This window comes from Burkholderia sp. B10 (genome assembly GCF_004368385.1).
GTDB classification, from domain to species: domain Bacteria; phylum Pseudomonadota; class Gammaproteobacteria; order Burkholderiales; family Burkholderiaceae; genus Burkholderia; species Burkholderia vietnamiensis.
The window spans coordinates 107,146-123,965 of record NZ_PQMX01000006.1 but is presented as its reverse complement, the minus strand read 5'-3'; the positions used below and the strand labels follow the sequence as shown (position 1 = coordinate 123,965).

Here is a 16,820-nt window from a genome sequence, read left to right as displayed (position 1 = left end):
GCGCCCGGCTGCCATCGAGGACCGCGAACGACGTTCGCGGCGGCGGCGTCTCGATGGCTCAGCGCTTTTTTAGCGGCAGCGGCACCACGCCCTTCACGTCGTGCAATCCGGCCGGCTCGGGCGGCAGATAGCCCCAGTCGCCATCGGGCGACGGCGCAGCGCCGCCCGCCGCGTGCGCGCCCGCGCGCTCGTCGCGCCGCGAATGCGGATCCGGCGGCGCACGGCCGTCGCGTGCGCCGTCGTCGCGCGACGGCGATGCATCCGGCGCGCGCGGCGCATCCGCATGACGCCGGTGGCGCAGCACCGCGTCGGCCACGCGTTCGACGTGCGACACCGTCACCGCGGCGGCCTGTTCGAGCGCCGCGAGTGCGCGCGCGGCGCGCAGCATCACGAGGTCCGCGCGCAGCCCGTCGACGGCCGCGTCGATGCACAGCGCGCTCACGCGCGCGTGCACCGCGTCGTCGAAATCCAGCGCGGCGAGCCGTTGCCGCGCCGCGCGAATGCGCTCGGCGAGCGCGCGCTGCGCATCCGCGTGACGCGCCCGGAACGCGTCGGCGTCGCCGTCGAACGCGAGCCGCGCCTTCACGATCTGCGCGCGCTGCGCGGCGTCGAAACAGTTCTCGAGCTCGACCATCAGCCCGAAGCGATCGAGCAGCTGCGGGCGCAGCTCGCCTTCCTCGGGATTCATCGTGCCGACCAGCACGAAGCGCGCGTCGTGCGCGTGCGACACGCCATCGCGCTCGACCACGTTCACGCCGCTCGCGGCGACGTCGAGCAGCGTATCGACGAGCCCGTCGGCCAGCAGGTTGACCTCGTCGACGTACAGCACGCCGCGATGCGCGCGCGCGAGCAGGCCGGGCCGAAAGCGCACGCCGTTCTCGGCGAGCGCGTGCGCGAGATCGAGCGTGCCGGTCACCTGCTCGTCGCTGGCCGACAGCGGCAGCGTGACGAATTCGCCTTCCGGCAGCAATTCCGCGAGCGCGCGTGCGGCGGTCGACTTCGCGGTGCCGCGCGGCCCGCTGACGAGCACGCCGCCGAGCGCCGGGTCGATCGCCGCGAGCAGCAGCGCCTGCTGCAGCGGCTCTTGCGCGACCAGCGCCGCGAACGGGAACACCGCGCGCGTGCGCTGCATGGTCGGATCGGTCATGGTTGCCTGCCTTCCTGAAGTTGTTCGCTGTCGAGCCAGACCGCTTCGATCCGCTCGCGATAATCGCCCGGCTGCTGCCACAGCCCGCGCTGCATCGCTTCGACGAAGCGTTCGCAGATCCCGTGCAGCGCGTGCGGGTTGTGCCGCTGGAGGAACGCGCGGGTGTCGTCGTCGAACAGGTACGCGTCGGCGACGAGCGCGTACTGGTGGTCCGACAGCACGCGCGCGGTCGCGTCATAGCCGTACAGATAGTCGACGGTCGCGGCCATCTCGGCCGCGCCCTTGTAGCCGTGGCGCTTCACGCCGTCGAGCCACTTCGGATTGACCACGCGCGAGCGGATCACGCGCGCGATTTCCTCGCGCAACGTGCGCATCTTCGGCGCGGCCGGGTTCGCGTGGTCGCCGTGGTAGACGCTCGGCTGCTGCCCGGACAGGTGCCGCACGGCCGCCGTCATCCCGCCCTGGAACTGGTAGTAGTCGTTCGAATCGAGGATGTCGTGCTCGCGGCTGTCCTGGTTCTGCACGACCGCGTCGATCGTCGCGAGACGCTCGCCGAACACGTCGGGCGCGGCGTCCCCCGCGCTGTTCTGCGCGTACGCATGGCCGCCCCAGCGGCGATACGCGTCGGCGAGATCGGCGTCGCTCTGCCAGCCGCGCCGGTCGATCAGGTCCTGCAGCCCGGCGCCGTAGCTGCCCGGCCGCGCGCCGAACACGCGCCAGCCGGCGCGGCGCCGCGCTTCGTCCGGCGCGACGCCGCGCGCGATCCAGCTCGCCCGCTCGCGCTCGATGCGCGCACGTACGGGGTTCAGCGCCTCCGGCTCGTCGAGCGCGGCCACCGCCTGCACGGCCGCATCGAACAGATGCATCAGGTTCGGGAACGCGTCGCGGAAGAAGCCCGACACGCGCAGCGTCACGTCGATGCGCGGCCGGTCGAAGATCTCGATCGGCAGGATCTCGAAATCGGTCACGCGATGGCTGCCGTGCGCCCACTTCGGCCGCACGCCGAGCAGCGCGAACGCCTGCGCGATGTCGTCGCCGCCGGTGCGCATCGTCGCGGTGCCCCATACCGACAGCCCGACCGCGCGCGGATAGTCGCCGTGATCCTGCAGATGACGCTCGATCAGCTGCTGCGCGGATTTCAGGCCGAGTGACCAGGCGGCCTGCGTCGGCACCGCGCGCGTGTCGACCGAATAGAAGTTGCGGCCGGTGGGCAGCACGTCGGGACGGCCGCGCGACGGCGAACCGCTCGGCCCCGGCGGCACGAAGCGGCCGTCGAGCCCGCGCAGCAGCTGGCGCAGCTCCTCGCCGCCGCACGCGTCGAGCGCGGGCAGCAGCGTCGCGCGCACGCGTTCGAGCACCGCGCGCGCGTGCGGCCAGTCGCCGGGCGGCGCTGGGCCGCCGTCGGCCGGCGCAGCGCCTTCGCCCGCGCACACGTCGTCGAGCCACTGCTGCGCGAGCCGTTCCAGCCGCTCGCGCGTATCGCCCGCATGGCGCCACGGCGCCGCGTCGAGCGCCTGCAGCACGGCCGGGCGCGGGCCGGTCCACGGCGCGGCCCAGTCGGCCGCGAGCGGATCGAAAGCGTCGCCGAGCGACAGATCGCGCGCGAGCGCGCCGATCAGCCCGGCGCGTTCGCCGCGCCCGTCGCCGACCGGAAAGCGCGCGAGCGCGAGCAAGGTGTCGCGCCGCTGGCGAGCGGCCGGCGACACGCCGAACACGTGCAGCCCGTCGCGGATCTGCGCTTCCTTCAATTCGCACAGCCACGCGTCGACGCGCGTGAGCAGCGCATCCTCGTCGCCCGCATCGCGCGGCGGCGACACGCTCAACTCGTCGTGCAGCCGATGCTCGGCGATCGTCGCGAGGATCGTCTTGCGCAGCAGCTTCGCGCGCCGCGCGTCGACCATCAGCGCTTCGTAGTATTCGTCGACCTGCCGCTCGAGGTCCTGCAGCGGCCCGTAGTTTTCCGCGCGCGTGAGCGGCGGCATCAGGTGATCGACGATCACGGCCTGCGCGCGGCGCTTCGCCTGGCTGCCCTCGCCCGGATCGTTGACGATGAACGGATACAGATGCGGCAGCGGCCCGAGCGTCAGGTCGGGCCAGCATGCGTCGGACAGCGCGACGCTCTTGCCCGGCAGCCATTCGAGGTTGCCGTGCTTGCCGAGATGGATGACCGCGTCGATGCGGAACGCATCGCGCAGCCAGAAGTAGAACGCGAGGTACGCATGCGGCGGCACGAGCTCCGCATCGTGGTAGCTCGCATAGTCGTTGTCGTCGCGCGAGCGCGACGGCTGGATGCCGACGAACACGTTGCCCGCGCGCCAGCCGGCGATCGTGAAGCGCCCGTGGCGCAGCGTCGGGTCCGCTTCCGGCTCGCCCCAGCGCGCGTTCAGCGCGTCGCGCACCGCCGCCGGCAGCCGCGCGAACTGCGCCCGGTAGTCGGCCAGCGCGAAGCTCTGGAACGCCGGGCGCAGCGCGTGCACGGCCGGCTCGTTGGTCACGCCCGCGGTGAGCCGCGCGATCAGCGCATCGCCGTCGGCCGGCAGGTCGGCCACCGTGTAGCCGGCGTCGCGCAGCGCCGCGAGCACGCGCAGCGCGGACGCCGGCGTATCGAGCCCGACGCCGTTGCCGATGCGGCCTTCGCTATGCGGATAGTTCGCGAGGATCAGCGCAATGCGCTTGTCGGCGTTGTCGAGCGTGCGCAGCCGGCACCAGCCGCGCGCGAGCGCCGCGACGAACGCGATCCGCTCCGCGTCCGGCTGGTAGCGCACGACGTCGACCTGGGTGTGCGGGCAACGATACGCGAGCCCCTTGAAGCTGACCGCGCGCGTGACGATGCGCCCGTCCACTTCCGGCAGCGCGATGTGCATCGCGATGTCGCGCGCATGCAGCCCCTGGTTGTCGGCGAGCCACGCATCGCGGTTGCCGCCCGACAGGATCACCTGCAGCACCGGCGCGTCGCCGGCCAGCACGTCGGGCTCGGGCGCGTCGATCGCGCCGGCCGCGAACGCGGTGGTGTTCAGCACGAGCGCGACGCGATGCGCGTCGCACAGGCGCGTGATGACTTCGCGGCTCAGCGCGTCCTTCAGCGACGTCACGGCGATCGGCAGCGGGTTGAGGCCTTCGCGCACCAGCGCGTCGGCCAGCGCGTCGAACACCGCCGTGTTCGCGGCCTGCCAGTGCGCGCGATAGAACAGGATCGCGACCACCGGCGCGCCGGGCGTCCAGCGCGCGCGCCAGTCGTCGACGCTCGCCGGGTCGCGCGCCGGGTGGTACAGCGCGGCGGCCGGCAGCGGACGCGGCGGCGCCGGCTCCGCACCGAAGCCGAGCGTATGGAACGCGATGCTGCGCAGCAGCGCGTCGGCGTTGTGCAAGCCGCCTTCGCGCAGATAGCGCCACCACAGCCGGCACAGCGCCGGCGCGACCGTGCTCTTCGCGACGAGGTTCGGATCTTCCTGCAGGTCGCCCGAGAACATCGCGAGCTGCTGCCCGCGCTTCGACGCGAGCGACACGGCCTGTTCGATCCCGTACGGCCAGTACGCCTCGCCGCCCAGATGATCGATCACGACCGTCTTCGCGTGACGCAGCACGTCGTCGACGTAGAAATCGACCGACGCCGGCTGGCGCAGGAACGTGACGTTCGCGAGCCGCACGCTTGGGAAACCGGCCGGCAGCGTCGGCACGACGCCGGCCAGCAGCGACAGCGTCGTGTCGGCCGAACTGAGGATCACGATGTCGGCCGGCTGCTGGTCGATCCGGACGACGCCCTGCGTATCGTCGACGAAGCCGCCCGGCGTGGTGCGCAGCAGGTGCATCGCGTTACGCCTGCTGCAGTTCGGCCGCGCACGCGGCATCGAACGCGCGCTGCAGCGCGGCCGCGTCGAGCGACTCGCCGATCAGCACGAAGCGGCTCGCGCGCGGCTCGCCGTCCTGCCAGCGCCGGTCGAAATAGCTGTCGAAGCGGCGCCCGACGCCCTGGATCACGAGCCGCATCGGCGCGTCCGGCAGCGCCGCGAAGCCTTTCGCGCGGTAGATCGTGTGGGCCTCGACCACGCGCTGGAGCGCGGCGATCGTCGCTTCGCGCGTGCCGGCGTCGCCCGCCACCACCACCGAATCGAAATCGTCGTGATGGTGATCGTGATCGCCGTCGTCGGCCGAGCCGTGATGGTCGTGGCGCAGATGGATGGTGTCCTCCGACGCCGCTTCGAGCCCGACCAGCAGCGACAGATCGAGCTCGCCGCGCGTCGCGCGCACGATCTTCACCTGCGGCGGGATCTCGTCGCGGATCGCGGCCTCGATGTCGGCGAACTGCGCGTCGGCGACGAGGTCGGCCTTGTTCACGATCACCAGATCGGCCGACGACAGCTGGTCGGCGAACAGCTCGTGCAGCGGCGATTCGTGGTCGAGGTTCGGATCGGCGCGGCGCTGCGCGTCGACGGCCTGCGGATTCTCGGCGAACTGGCCGCTGGCTGCGGCCGGCCCGTCGACGACGGTCACCACCGCGTCGACCGTGAAGCTGTTGCGGATGGTCGGCCAGTTGAACGCCTGCACGAGCGGCTTCGGCAGCGCGAGCCCGGACGTCTCGATCAGCACGTGGTCGATGTCGGCGCGGCGCTCGACGAGCGCCTCCATCACCGGATAGAACTCCTCCTGCACGGTGCAGCACAGGCAGCCGTTCGCGAGCTCGTACAGCTGGCCGGCCGCTTCGCCGGGCGTGCCGGCTGGGTCGTCGCAGCCGATGCCGCAGCCCTTGAGGATTTCGCCGTCGATGCCGAGCTCGCCGAACTCGTTGACGATCACCGCGATGCGGCGGCCCGCGGCGTGCTGCAGGATGTGGCGCATCAGCGTGGTCTTGCCGCTGCCGAGAAAGCCCGTGACGATCGTGACGGGCAGCTTGCGTAGGGTCATGGTGAGTCCTGTATCGGAAAGAGAGTCAGGCGGACAGCGTCACGTCGATTTCGTCGTAGCGTTTGAGCCGGTAGATCGCGGCCGACACGACCCAGCACGCGACGAACAGGCCGATCACGACGTAGCCGAGCATCCCGAAGTGCGAGGCGACGAGCGTCGCGAAGTCCCACACCGGGCCTTGCAGCGCGAGCTTGTCGGCGAGCAGCGCGAGCACCTCGATGCCGCCGATCAGCGCGGCGACCAGCACCGACACGAACGTGATCGTCATGTTGTAGTAGATCTTGCGGATCGGCCGCACGTAGGCCCAGCGGTACGCGCCCATCATCAGGATGCCGTCGGTGGTGTCGACGAGCGTCATGCCGGCGGTGAACAGCACCGGCAGCGCCATCACCGACCAGAACGACAGGCCGCCCTGCACCTGCGTGGCCGAAATGCCGAACAGCGCGATCTCGGTCGCCGTATCGAAGCCGAAGCCGAACAGGAAGCCGACCGGATACAGATGCCAGCTGCGCGACACGAGCCGGAACAACGGCCGGAACAGCCGGGCCAGCACGCCGCGCTGGTTCATCAGCAGGTCGAGATCGGCATCGACGATCGCGTCGCCGCGGCGCGCCGCGCGAAAGGTCCGGTACACCGAAATCAGGATCAGCAGGTTCGCGGCCGCGAGCACCAGCAGGAAGAAGGCCGACACGCTGGTGCTGATCACGCCGCCCCAGGTCTTCATGCTCTCGAAGCGCGCGAGCGACGCGGCCGTCAGCGCGACGGCCACCGACATCACGATCACCACCGTCGAATGGCCGAGCGAAAAGAACAGGCCCGCGCCGAGCGGGCTGCGGCCTTCCTGCATCAGCTTGCGCGTGACGTTGTCGATCGCGGCGATATGGTCGGCGTCGACTGCGTGGCGCAGCCCGAACACGTACGCGAGCAGCGCGGTGCCGAGCAGCACGGGCTGGTCGCGAAACGCGACGAACGCCCAGATCCACGCGCCGACGTTGAACGCGACGAGAAGCGAATAGATCGCGGCGATTTTGCCGCGCAACCCGGACGGGCTGTCGTTGAACAGGCGGAAGAACGAGTCGAGCATGATGCTCCCTTGCGAACGGTCGACATGATGAATGCCAACACGGCTGCCGCCTGCCCTGCCCGTGCGGCCCGCCGCTCGCCGCGCCCGGCCGCGCGCACGCGTGCGACGCTCCGATCGATGACGGAAGTGGAAAACGCTCGGGCGTCGGGCGTGCTGCGGCCGTGGACGATGCGCCGCCTCCCCGCGGCGCTGAACCCCACGTTCTGGCCGGTATCCGGGCTGACGAACACGCCGCTTCGCCTTCCCGGATGCGCGGCATCCAGTGGCGGTCGTCCGCATGCGCTGGGCATGCGGCGAAGCGGCGCTGCAACGCGCTGGGCGCGTGCGTTCGCTTACCGTTGCGGGGGCAGCACAGGTTGGCTCGTCTGCGGTGCAGGCAGGCTCCCTGTTTCCCGTTTAACTGCGCGCGCCGGAGCAGCGCGCGCGAGCACCAAAACGCGTGCGAGTGTAGGGGGCGGTGCCGGCAGCGTCAAGGCAAAACCGGCCATCGCGGGGCCGCCGCCGGGCGCCGCGACCGCACACGGCGGCCCGCCGCGCGCGGCCGCGGGGGCAGGCATGGCCGGTTCGCGCGGGCCGGGCGCTGTGCTATCGTATGCGCCGCGTTCGGTGCTCGCGTGCGCATTGCGCGCATGCAGTTAAACGGGAAACAGGAGGCGGAGCTTCGCCTGGCCTGTGCTGTCCCCGCAACGGTACGCCGCCCGCGCGCCGCGGTTGCTCCGCGCGCGCCCAGGCCGCCCTCGATGCCACTGCCCCAGCGGGCGGGAAGGCTGCGGCCCGGCAAGCGGCCAGCCCGGATACCGGCCGACGCAAGGGGCGAGCGCGCTGCTCGCCGAACGCCCGGTCCGCGAGGGACGGACCGGAGCGCCGTCTGCCCGCGCTCACGCGCTTCGCCCGATCCGCCCATGCCTTGCCTGTCTGCCGGCCCCCGTGCCGCTCGCCGTTTCGTCTCCCCTGCCATGCCGCGGTGCGCGCCGCGGCGCGCCCGATGAGCCGCGCGTGGCTCGTCGGCGCGGGCCCCGGTGACGCCGATCTGCTGACGCTGAAGGCCGTGCGTGCGATCGCCGCGGCCGACGTGCTGCTCGTCGACGATCTCGTGAACCCGGACGTCCTGCGCCATGCGCGCGCGGATGCCCGCATCGAACACGTCGGCAAGCGCGGCGGCCATGCGTCGACGCCGCAGCACGAGATCGTCGCGGCGATGCTCGCGCATCTGCGCGCGGGCCGCAGCATCGCGCGCCTCAAGGGCGGCGATCCGTTCGTGTTCGGCCGCGGCGGCGAGGAGCTGCTCGCGCTCGGCGCGGCCGGCTTCCCGGTCGAGGTCGTGAACGGCATCACGGCCGGCATCGCGGCGCCGGCCGCGCTCGGCATTCCGGTCACGCATCGCGGCGACGCGCAGGGCGTGATCTTCGTCACCGGTCACGGCGCGGGCGCCGACGAACCCGACTGGCGCGCGCTGGCCGCGACGCGGATGACGCTCGTCATCTACATGGGGATTCGCCGGCTCGCCGCGATCGTCGCCGCGCTTGGCGCGGGCGGGCTGCCCGGCGACACGCCGTGCGCGGCCATCGAGAACGCGACGCGCGACGCGCAGCGGCACGTGCTCGCGACGCTCGAGACGGTCGTCGAACGCGTGAACGCGGCCGGCATCGGCTCGCCGGCGATCGTCGTGATCGGGCGCGTGGCCGCGCTCGCCGCCGATCCGGCGGTGCGCGCCGCACTCGGCAGCGGCGCATGATGCGCGTCGCGCTCGGCGTCGGCTTTCGCGTGCACGTGACGGCCGCGCAGCTCGACGCGGCGATCCGCGCGGCGCTCGCGCGCCATCCGGGCGCGGAGCCGGCCGTCGTCGCGACGCTCGCCGACAAGGCGCGCGCGCGGCCGCTGCGCACGCTGTGCGCGCGACGCGGCTGGCCGCTCGTCGGGTTCGACGCGGCCGCGCTCAAGAGTTGCACGGCGCCGCCGTTGAGCGCCCCGTCGCCCGCCGCGCTCGCGCGCTTCGGCGTGGCGGGCGTCGCCGAGCCGTGCGCGCGCCTCGCCGCGCCCGACGGCCGGCTGCTCGGCCCCAAATTGATCCGGGACGGCGTGACGGTCGCGCTCGCCGGCCCGCTCTGAACCGTTTGTTTCGCTTTCCACAGGACGACTCCCGATGAAGACCGATGCCGAATCCCATCAGCGGATGACCGAGCGCCGCCGCGCCGGCCACGAGAAGAAGCAGGCCGCGGCCACCCGCGAAAAGGGGCTGCTGATCGTCAACACCGGCAACGGCAAGGGCAAGAGCACGGCCGCGTTCGGCATGGCCGTGCGCGTGCTCGGCCACGGCATGCGGCTCGGCGTCGTGCAGTTCATCAAGGGCGCGCTGCATACGTCCGAGCGCGATTTCCTCGGCGCGGTCGCGCAGTGCGACTTCGTGACGATGGGCGACGGCTATACGTGGAACACGCAGAACCGCGACGCCGACATCGCGACCGCGCGCAAGGGCTGGGACGCGGCGCGCCGGATGATCGAAAGCGGCGAGTACCGGATGGTGATCCTCGACGAGCTGAACACCGTGCTCAAGTACGAGTACCTGCCGCTCGACGAAGTGCTCGCGACGCTCACCGGCCGGCCGGAAGCCGTGCACGTCGTCGTGACCGGGCGGCACGCGCCCGACGCGCTGATCGATGCGGCCGACCTCGTCACCGAAATGCGGCTCGTCAAGCATCCGTACAAGGAGCAAGGCGTGAAGGCGCAGCCCGGCGTGGAGTTCTGACCGATGCGTGCGTGTCCCGCGCTGTTCGTCAGCGCACCGGCGTCCGGCCAGGGCAAGACGTCGGTGACGGCCGGCCTCGCGCGGCTGCACCGGCGGCTCGGCCGGCGCGTGCGCGTGTTCAAGACCGGGCCGGATTTCCTCGATCCGATGCTGCTCGAACGCGCGAGCGGCGCGCCCGTGTACGCACTCGATCTCGGGATGGTCGGCGAGGCCGGCTGCCGCGCGTTGCTCGCCGACGCGGCGCGCGACGCGGACCTGATCCTGATCGAAGGCGTGATGGGCCTGTTCGACGGCACGCCGAGCAGCGCGGACCTGGCCGCCGCGTTCGGCGTGCCGGTCGTCGCGGTGATTTCGGCGAAGGCGATGGCGCAGACGTTCGCCGCGATCGCGTTCGGGCTCGCGCGGTTCCGGCCGGGCGTGCCGTTTTACGGCGTGCTGGCGAATCGCGTCGGCTCGCCGCGACATGCGCAACTGCTGCGGCAGGCGCTGCCGGACGACCTGCGCTGGCTCGGGCACGTGCCGGCCGACGCGGCGATCGCGTTGCCCGAACGGCATCTCGGCCTGCACCAGCCGGCCGACATCGACGATCTCGACGCGCGGCTCGAGCGCGCCGCCGACGCGCTCGCGCAGACCGCGCTCGCCGAATTGCCGCCGGCCGTCGCGTTCGCAGCGCCCGAAGTGGCACCCAAAGCAGCCGCGCTGCCGCGCTCGCTGGCCGGCACGCGGATCGCGGTCGCGCGCGACGCGGCGTTCTCGTTCATCTACCCGGCCAATCTCGCGCTGCTCGACGCGCTCGGCGCGCAGGTGCGGTTCTTTTCGCCGCTGGCCGACGAACCGGTGCCCGACGCGTGCGACGCGCTGTTCCTGCCGGGCGGCTATCCGGAGCTGCACGCGGCGACGCTCGCCGCGAATGCGGTGAGCGCGCGCACGATCCGCGCGCATGCGGCGGCCGGGCGGGCGATCGTCGCGGAATGCGGCGGGATGCTGTACCTGTGCGAGTCGCTGACCGACGCGCAGGGCGCGACGACGCCGATGGTCGGGCTGCTGCCGGGCCATGCGACGATGCAGCGCCGCTTCGCCGCGCTCGGCATGCAGACGCTCGCGACGCGCTGGGGCCCGATGCGCGGCCATACGTTCCATTACTCGCGGCTCGATACGCCGCTCGCGGCGGCGGCGACGGCGGCACGCTGCGACGGCGCGAGCGGCAGCGGCGAAGCCGTGTATCGCGCGGGGCCGGTCGTCGCGACCTACATGCACATGTACTGGCCGTCGAACCCGGATGCGGCCGCGGCGTTGTTTCGCGGCGAGGCGTTCGGTGAGGTTGAGCAGGCCGATCGAGCGAGCGGAGAGACGCCGGAAGTCGTGCCGGAATAGCGGGCTGCGGCGCGAGACCTCGCCTTCCCCGCCAGCGTCCCGTCACACCAGAAACGCCTCGGCCAGCTTGACCCAGTACGACGCGCCGATCGGCAGCGCCGCGTCGTTGAAGTCGTATCCGGGGTTGTGCACCATGCAGCCGCCTTCCCCGTCGCCGTTGCCGATGATCAGGTAGCAGCCCGGCCGCTGCTCGAGCAGGAATGCGAAATCCTCGCTGCCGGTGAGCGGCACCATCCCGTCGATCAGGTTCGCTGCGCCGGCCCATGCATGCGCGACGTCGCGTGCGAACGCCGTCATCCGCGCATCGTTGACGAGCACCGGGTAGCGGCGCTGGTAATCGATCGTCGCGGTCGCGCCGAACACGGCCGCCTGCGCATGAACGACTTCCTTGATGCGCGTCTCCAACAGATCGCGCAAGTCGGGCTTCAACGCGCGCACCGACAGGCGCATCTGCGCATGCTCGGGAATCACGTTCGGCGCGTCGCCCGCGTGGATCGCGCCGACCGTGACGATCGCCATGTCGAGCGGCGACACGTTGCGTGACACGATGGTCTGCAGTGCGATCACGATCTGCGCGCACACGACGACCGGGTCGATCGCCTTGTGCGGCACCGCGCCGTGGCCGCCGCGGCCGTGCACGTCGACGATCACGGTGTCCGACGACGCCATGAACGGCCCGGCCAGGAAGCCGAGCTTGCCGGTCGGGAAGCCCGGCATGTTGTGCATCGCGAAGATCGCATCGCACGGGAACTGCTCGAACAAGCCGTCGTCGAGCATTTTCTTCGCGCCGCCGAGCCCTTCCTCGGCCGGCTGGAAGATCAGGTTCAGCGTGCCGGAAAACCGCCGCTCGCGCGCCAGATGCTTCGCGGCGGCGAGCAGCATCGCCGTGTGACCGTCGTGGCCGCACGCGTGCATCTTGCCGGGGATCGTGCTCCGATACGGCAGGCCGGTCGACTCGTGGATCGGCAGCGCGTCCATGTCGGCGCGCAGGCCGAGGCGCTGCGTGCCGTCGCCCACCTTCAGCTGCGCGACGACGCCCGTGCCGCCGAGCCCGCGCCGGACCGTATAGCCCCACCCTTGCAGCTGCTCGGCGACGAGATCGCTGGTCGCGAATTCCTCGAAGCCGAGTTCAGGATGCGCATGGATGCGGTGTCGAATGTCGATCATTTCGTCGGCGAGGCCTGCGGGGATCACGCTGTGGGTCATGGGGGCGGCTCCTGGGTCGGGTTCGGAAGGTTCGGGCAAAGGATAGTCCGGCTCACGGCAACCGAATAGGGAGTAAGTGGTCGCGGCGGCAACCTGGAGTTGCCGGTTGAGTTGGGGTGCAGAGGGCGGACAGCATGGCGGCAGCGCGTTTGCGAGGCCGTACCGGCGCGGGGAGCGGGAGGCGTGGTGCCCGCGCGGCTGTGTGTCGGTCTCCGGCATGTAGAGGCGCGGCGAGCACGGGTGGGCGTCGCTTCGATATCTATTGATATCAAGGACTTCCGGGGCATTTGTTCACTTTTCAACCGCCGTACATCTTTTGTGTACGCCAGGGTTCAAGTGAACGCACGACCCGGCGTGGTTACGCTGCTACCCGGCGAATTCGGCGGCGACGCCGACGGACATCTCGACGCCTTCCGCGGCGCGTTTCTCGCGGGACCGGCGACGCCGCCGGCATGACACGCGGCACGGGCTTCGCGCCCATGCCGCGCAGCACCTCAACGCCCCGCCATCATTGCTGAACGACGCGCATCGACTTCGGTCGCGAAAAATCGAGGTCTTCGCCGTTCCAGGCTTTCGCCTTCTTCAACTCCCAGTTCTGCGTCAAGCCCGTGAAGGTCGCGACCCGGTTGAACGCGAGGTCGTCCGTATCCGACAGCATCACCGCGATCCCCGCGGCCGCTTCAACCTGGACTTCGTTTGCATAAATCCAGGACGGCAGCGCACGCCCCGACCGCTGCCCCGCCGGCAGGCAATACTTCGCGCCCGACGTCAGGCTGACGATACAGCCGAGCGGCGTCGTATCGCGCACGACGCGCATCGAATGCGGCCTTGAAAAATCGAGCACCTGTCCGTTGACGGCCTTCACCTGCTTGAGACCGCCGTTCTCGACCGTGCCGACGAACGTCGCGATCCGGTTGTAGGACAGGTTGTCCCAATCCGACAGCATCACCGCGGTGCCCGGTGCCGCATCGACGAACACGTCGTGCGCATAGATCCACGACGGCAATGCATAACCGGAGCGCTGCCCCACCGGCAGGCAATATCTCGCGGCCGTCTGCAGGCTGACGATGCAGCCCGCCGGCTGCTCGGCCGACAGGAAGCGCGCTTCCGGATAGACCGACTTGATCCAGTCCACGTACTTCGATACGCGCGCGCCGGTCGAATAGTTGTCGCCGCCGCCATTGGTCGTCGCGATGATGACCGGCTTGCCATCGCGAATCTGCCACCAGGCCGACCCGCTATCGCCCGACGCAGTGCGCGTCCAGAACGGGGACGGCCCGGCAGAGCGATAGCTCGCGCCGATTCCGTAGCCGAGCTCGAAGATGCTGTCGATCCGGCTGCGCCCGTACAGCCGTCGCTCGCCGTTCGCCGGCCAGTACGAACCGCTGCCCTTCGCGCCGACACCCCAGCTTCCATAGCCGACGAAAATGACGTCGCGGTCTTTCTCGTGAGGATCGTCGTTCAGGATCGGCCGCTCGACCGGCTTGCCGAGCACGTCCGCTATCGGGTGGAGCGTCGGCAGCTTCAGGATCGCGATATCGGTCGACGCGCCGCCCATTCCCGCCGGCTTGTTGATCCGCTGCGGCGGCACGTACGCCGTGCCCCGGCCCGATGCGACTACGCGGCGATCGAGCGTCGTGAAGCGCTTGGTTACGGCTGTCTCGGTGCCTTGATAGCCGGCGCAATGCGCGGCAGTCAGCACGTAGGTCCATCCCCCGTTGTCGCCAAGCCATGTCGCGGTGCAGCCACCGACCTCTCCGACCGCGAGCCACGGCGTCTCATAACTGAACGCGCGCAGTTGGTCGTTGTGCGTCTTGATGCTGTTCGCCAGGTCTGCGCTATCGCCGCCGTAATACTTGAAGGTCGCTTCGTCGATCCGCAAAGCGTGCGCCGCCGAAGACGCCACCAATGCCGCCAGGCCTGCGCTCACGATTATCTTTTTCACGTTTTCTCTCCGATGGATTTATTGCCCGGAAAATGCAGATTTATCCATATTGCTTCGATCGCGACAGGTTGCGGCCGGGCGCCAGCCATATCGCCGACCAGAGCGTATCGCGATGAGAGAAAAGGTTCGGTTATAACTAGGCAGGCCGTTGGATCGAGGCGACGAATTCGTAAATTCGAACTCGTCCCATTGACCGAATTTATACAAATCGCGGCATCTAAAATGGAGATGCGATTAATTATTTCTCGTTTCTCATATTGTTTGTTCGCAAAACCATAGCTGGCTGAATCAGCGATTTTCCAGATAGAACTTTCGCATTCCGGCGAAACACGGGAATCACCGCAGTCGGCTTCGCCTCCGGCATCGAACGAATTGCCGGCATGCCGACGCGCGTGCGCACAGACGCCCTATTCCGGCGATGTCCGCGCGAGCCTCCGCATTCGCCGGCAACCTCGCGACACCCGTGCGCTCGCGCCGCTGTCGCGCCGCCCCGATCACGGCAACCGGAACGTATCGAAGAACGTATCGCGCTCCATCACGGTCAACGCCGCGCGCTTGTGCGGAAAGTCGAACTCCTTCAGCGTCCGGAACCCGAGCCGGTGCATGTATGCGATATGCCGCACGTGATCGACGCGCGGCTCGCCGACGAGCCGTTGCGTGCGTGGCTCGTCGACGAACATGTAGTGCAGCACGCCGCTCCACCACGCATGCAGCTTGCCCGCGCTCTGGAAGCGCGAGTCGCCGATCAGCAGATGCAGCCCGCGATCGTAGTCGTGCGCGTCGTAGAACGGCGCAAGGCGGTCCTCCTTGGCCCAGTAGAACTCGAAATAGCCGAACGGCGTGTCGTCGAAATAGCCGATCATCGGGTGCATGTGCGGATCGGCGAGCCGTTCCGCGAGATAGGCCGCGTGCTCGTCGAGCGTGCCGCGCTGGTCCCAGAAATGCGCGACGCGATCAAGGTTCATCCAGTCGCTGAACAGGCGCGCGTGCGTCGCGACGTCGACGGTGCGCAGGCTGAACGTCATGCCGACCTGCGGCATGTAGCGCGCGTAGATCTCGCCGGCCGGCGACGGCGGCCGCACCGGATGCCGATGGCCGTTGGTGATCGCGTAGCGCAGCGGCATCCCGCCCGACGCCGGCGCCTTCAGCCACGGCTGGGGGTTCTGCCAGAACGTCGCGCGCGACGCGGTGAGCCGCAGCCGCTCGCCCGCGCGCTGCGCGTCGTCGATCACGCCTTCGCGCACCGCGCGCGCGACGTACGCGGCGACGGCGGCCGGGTCAGCCGCGCCGAGCGGCACCGAGACGGTGGCCGCGTCGTGCCGCGTGTCGGTGTTGAACAGCGCGACGAATTCCGCGAGCAGCGCGGCCGGCGCATCGTCGGGGCGCCACGCGTGCAGCATGCGTTCGGCGACGGGCGTCGCGTGCGGCGCGCCGTCGAGCGCGGCGGCCACGTCGCCTTCGACGCTATCGCGCGGATCGGCCGGTTTCGTCAGCGTGTGTGCCATCACAGTGCTCCCGCGTCGTGGCGATCGGCGACGATGTGCAGCCCGCGCTCGAGTGCCGGAAACAGGCTGCGCTGGAAGTTGTTCCAGCGCAGTTCGAGGATCGTGTCGTCCGGCGCGATCGGCGTGTCGAGCACGTCGCAGATCACCTCGCCGGAATCGATGCCGTTGTCGACGTAGTGGAACGACGCGCCCGTCATCGTCACGGGCGTGACGCGCGAGGTCGCGCCGCTCGCCCAGTCGACCCGCTCGCCGCGCGCGCCGTGCAGCGCGTCGAGCGTCGCCCACGCGCCGCGCCGCTGGTACGGCGACCCGTCGGCCGTGATGCCCGGATGGATGTTCGCGATGCGCCGGTGAAAGCGCGCGCCGGGACGTACGAGCTCGTCGAGTATCACGAGCAGCCCGTCGAGCACGACGACGTCGGCGTCGAGTTCGAGCAGGCGCTCGAGCAGGCGGCGCTCGAACGCCTGCTTGCCCGCCGCGCGTTCGCGCGCATCGCGCGGCAGCCGCCGGTACGTCGACGCGATCGTGCAGAACAGTTCGTCGACCGGCCGACCCTGCACGGTGAGCCCTTCCGGCAGGATCCACGGGCGGCCCGGCGTGCGCGCGAAGCCGTAGTCGGCGAGCTTCGCTTGGTCGGCCGGCGAGCCTGCGTCGTCGTCGACGATCACGGCTTGCAGCATATAGCGCTCGCCGAGCGGCGAAGCGTTGAGCCGCTCGACGAGGAATTCGAGCGGCGCCTTCATGTAGCGCGTGCCGCCGCGGTACGCGACCGGCTGGCCGGCGCGATCGGCCGCGCCGTTGCGCAGCGACTGGATGTAGACGAGATTCTTCTTTCGCATGGAGGCGTCGGGAAAAAGCGGACGACGGCGCCGCGGCGCACGCGCCGGCTCGAAGGCCGGCCCGCACACCGC

The 16,820-nt window shown here is 70.4% G+C and carries 12 protein-coding genes and 2 riboswitches; of the genes, 4 read left to right on the top strand and 8 right to left on the bottom strand.

The genetic code is table 11. The annotated features are described in order from the left end of the window. Positions 1-58: 58 nt before the first annotated feature. Genes C3Y15_RS05210 through C3Y15_RS05195 form a run of 4 tightly spaced genes read right to left on the bottom strand, consistent with a single transcriptional unit; the run spans position 59 to position 7,133 of the window. Positions 59-1,147 (bottom strand): ATP-binding protein, encoded by a 1,089-nt coding sequence (locus C3Y15_RS05210; protein WP_060122526.1) that lies wholly within the window; start codon positions 1,145-1,147, stop codon positions 59-61. Next, positions 1,144-4,956, bottom strand: coding sequence for a cobaltochelatase subunit CobN (cobN, locus tag C3Y15_RS05205; protein ID WP_060082037.1), 3,813 nt, complete (start codon positions 4,954-4,956; stop codon positions 1,144-1,146). Before cobN ends, C3Y15_RS05210 begins: the two co-directional genes overlap by 4 nt. A 4-nt stretch (positions 4,957-4,960) precedes the next feature. Continuing rightward, positions 4,961-6,049 (bottom strand): cobalamin biosynthesis protein CobW, encoded by a 1,089-nt coding sequence (gene cobW, locus C3Y15_RS05200; RefSeq protein ID WP_059622548.1) that lies wholly within the window; start codon positions 6,047-6,049, stop codon positions 4,961-4,963. A 25-nt stretch (positions 6,050-6,074) separates the two neighbouring features. Further along, the gene (locus C3Y15_RS05195) at positions 6,075-7,133 is read right to left on the bottom strand and encodes a HoxN/HupN/NixA family nickel/cobalt transporter (RefSeq protein WP_011884826.1); all 1,059 of its coding nucleotides are present in this window, start codon (positions 7,131-7,133) and stop codon (positions 6,075-6,077) included. A 187-nt stretch (positions 7,134-7,320) separates the two neighbouring features. Further along, positions 7,321-7,583: riboswitch (cobalamin riboswitch) on the bottom strand. A 137-nt stretch (positions 7,584-7,720) separates the two neighbouring features. Then, positions 7,721-7,954, top strand: a riboswitch (cobalamin riboswitch). Positions 7,955-8,118: 164 nt separating this feature from the next. On the opposite strand from C3Y15_RS05195, the gene cobA reads away from it, so the two are divergent. The 4 genes from cobA to C3Y15_RS05175 are packed head-to-tail and all read left to right on the top strand — an operon-like array spanning position 8,119 to position 11,253. Further along, complete coding sequence (gene cobA / locus C3Y15_RS05190; RefSeq protein ID WP_110420176.1) at positions 8,119-8,868, top strand: uroporphyrinogen-III C-methyltransferase; 750 nt, start codon at positions 8,119-8,121, stop codon at positions 8,866-8,868. Beyond that, positions 8,865-9,242 carry a cobalamin biosynthesis protein gene (locus tag C3Y15_RS05185; RefSeq protein ID WP_059562705.1) on the top strand — a complete coding sequence of 126 codons (378 nt, stop codon included), beginning with the start codon at positions 8,865-8,867 and terminating at the stop codon, positions 9,240-9,242. Before cobA ends, C3Y15_RS05185 begins: the two co-directional genes overlap by 4 nt. Before the next feature lie 34 nt (positions 9,243-9,276). Next, a complete protein-coding gene (gene cobO, locus C3Y15_RS05180) occupies positions 9,277-9,879 on the top strand; it encodes a cob(I)yrinic acid a,c-diamide adenosyltransferase (protein ID WP_011884821.1) in 603 nt (200 codons plus the stop codon). A gap of 3 nt (positions 9,880-9,882) precedes the next feature. Beyond that, the gene (locus C3Y15_RS05175; RefSeq protein WP_059562707.1) at positions 9,883-11,253 is read left to right on the top strand and encodes a cobyrinate a,c-diamide synthase; all 1,371 of its coding nucleotides are present in this window, start codon (positions 9,883-9,885) and stop codon (positions 11,251-11,253) included. A 42-nt stretch (positions 11,254-11,295) separates the two neighbouring features. On the opposite strand, the gene C3Y15_RS05170 is transcribed toward C3Y15_RS05175, so the two are convergent. The 4 genes from C3Y15_RS05170 to C3Y15_RS05150 form a co-directional block, all read right to left on the bottom strand. Then, on the bottom strand, positions 11,296-12,459 hold the full coding sequence (locus tag C3Y15_RS05170; protein ID WP_124259888.1) for a M20 aminoacylase family protein: 1,164 nt from the start codon (positions 12,457-12,459) through the stop codon (positions 11,296-11,298). A 508-nt stretch (positions 12,460-12,967) separates the two neighbouring features. Then, the gene (locus C3Y15_RS32525; protein WP_080484216.1) at positions 12,968-14,404 is read right to left on the bottom strand and encodes a trypsin-like serine protease; all 1,437 of its coding nucleotides are present in this window, start codon (positions 14,402-14,404) and stop codon (positions 12,968-12,970) included. A gap of 494 nt (positions 14,405-14,898) precedes the next feature. After that, positions 14,899-15,909 (bottom strand): GNAT family N-acetyltransferase, encoded by a 1,011-nt coding sequence (locus C3Y15_RS05155; RefSeq protein WP_014723018.1) that lies wholly within the window; start codon positions 15,907-15,909, stop codon positions 14,899-14,901. After that, positions 15,909-16,748: a formyltransferase family protein gene (locus tag C3Y15_RS05150; RefSeq protein ID WP_059461781.1), complete on the bottom strand. Its 840-nt coding sequence runs from the start codon at positions 16,746-16,748 to the stop codon at positions 15,909-15,911. The genes C3Y15_RS05155 and C3Y15_RS05150 overlap by 1 nt, the downstream gene beginning before the upstream one ends. Positions 16,749-16,820: the final 72 nt, after the last annotated feature.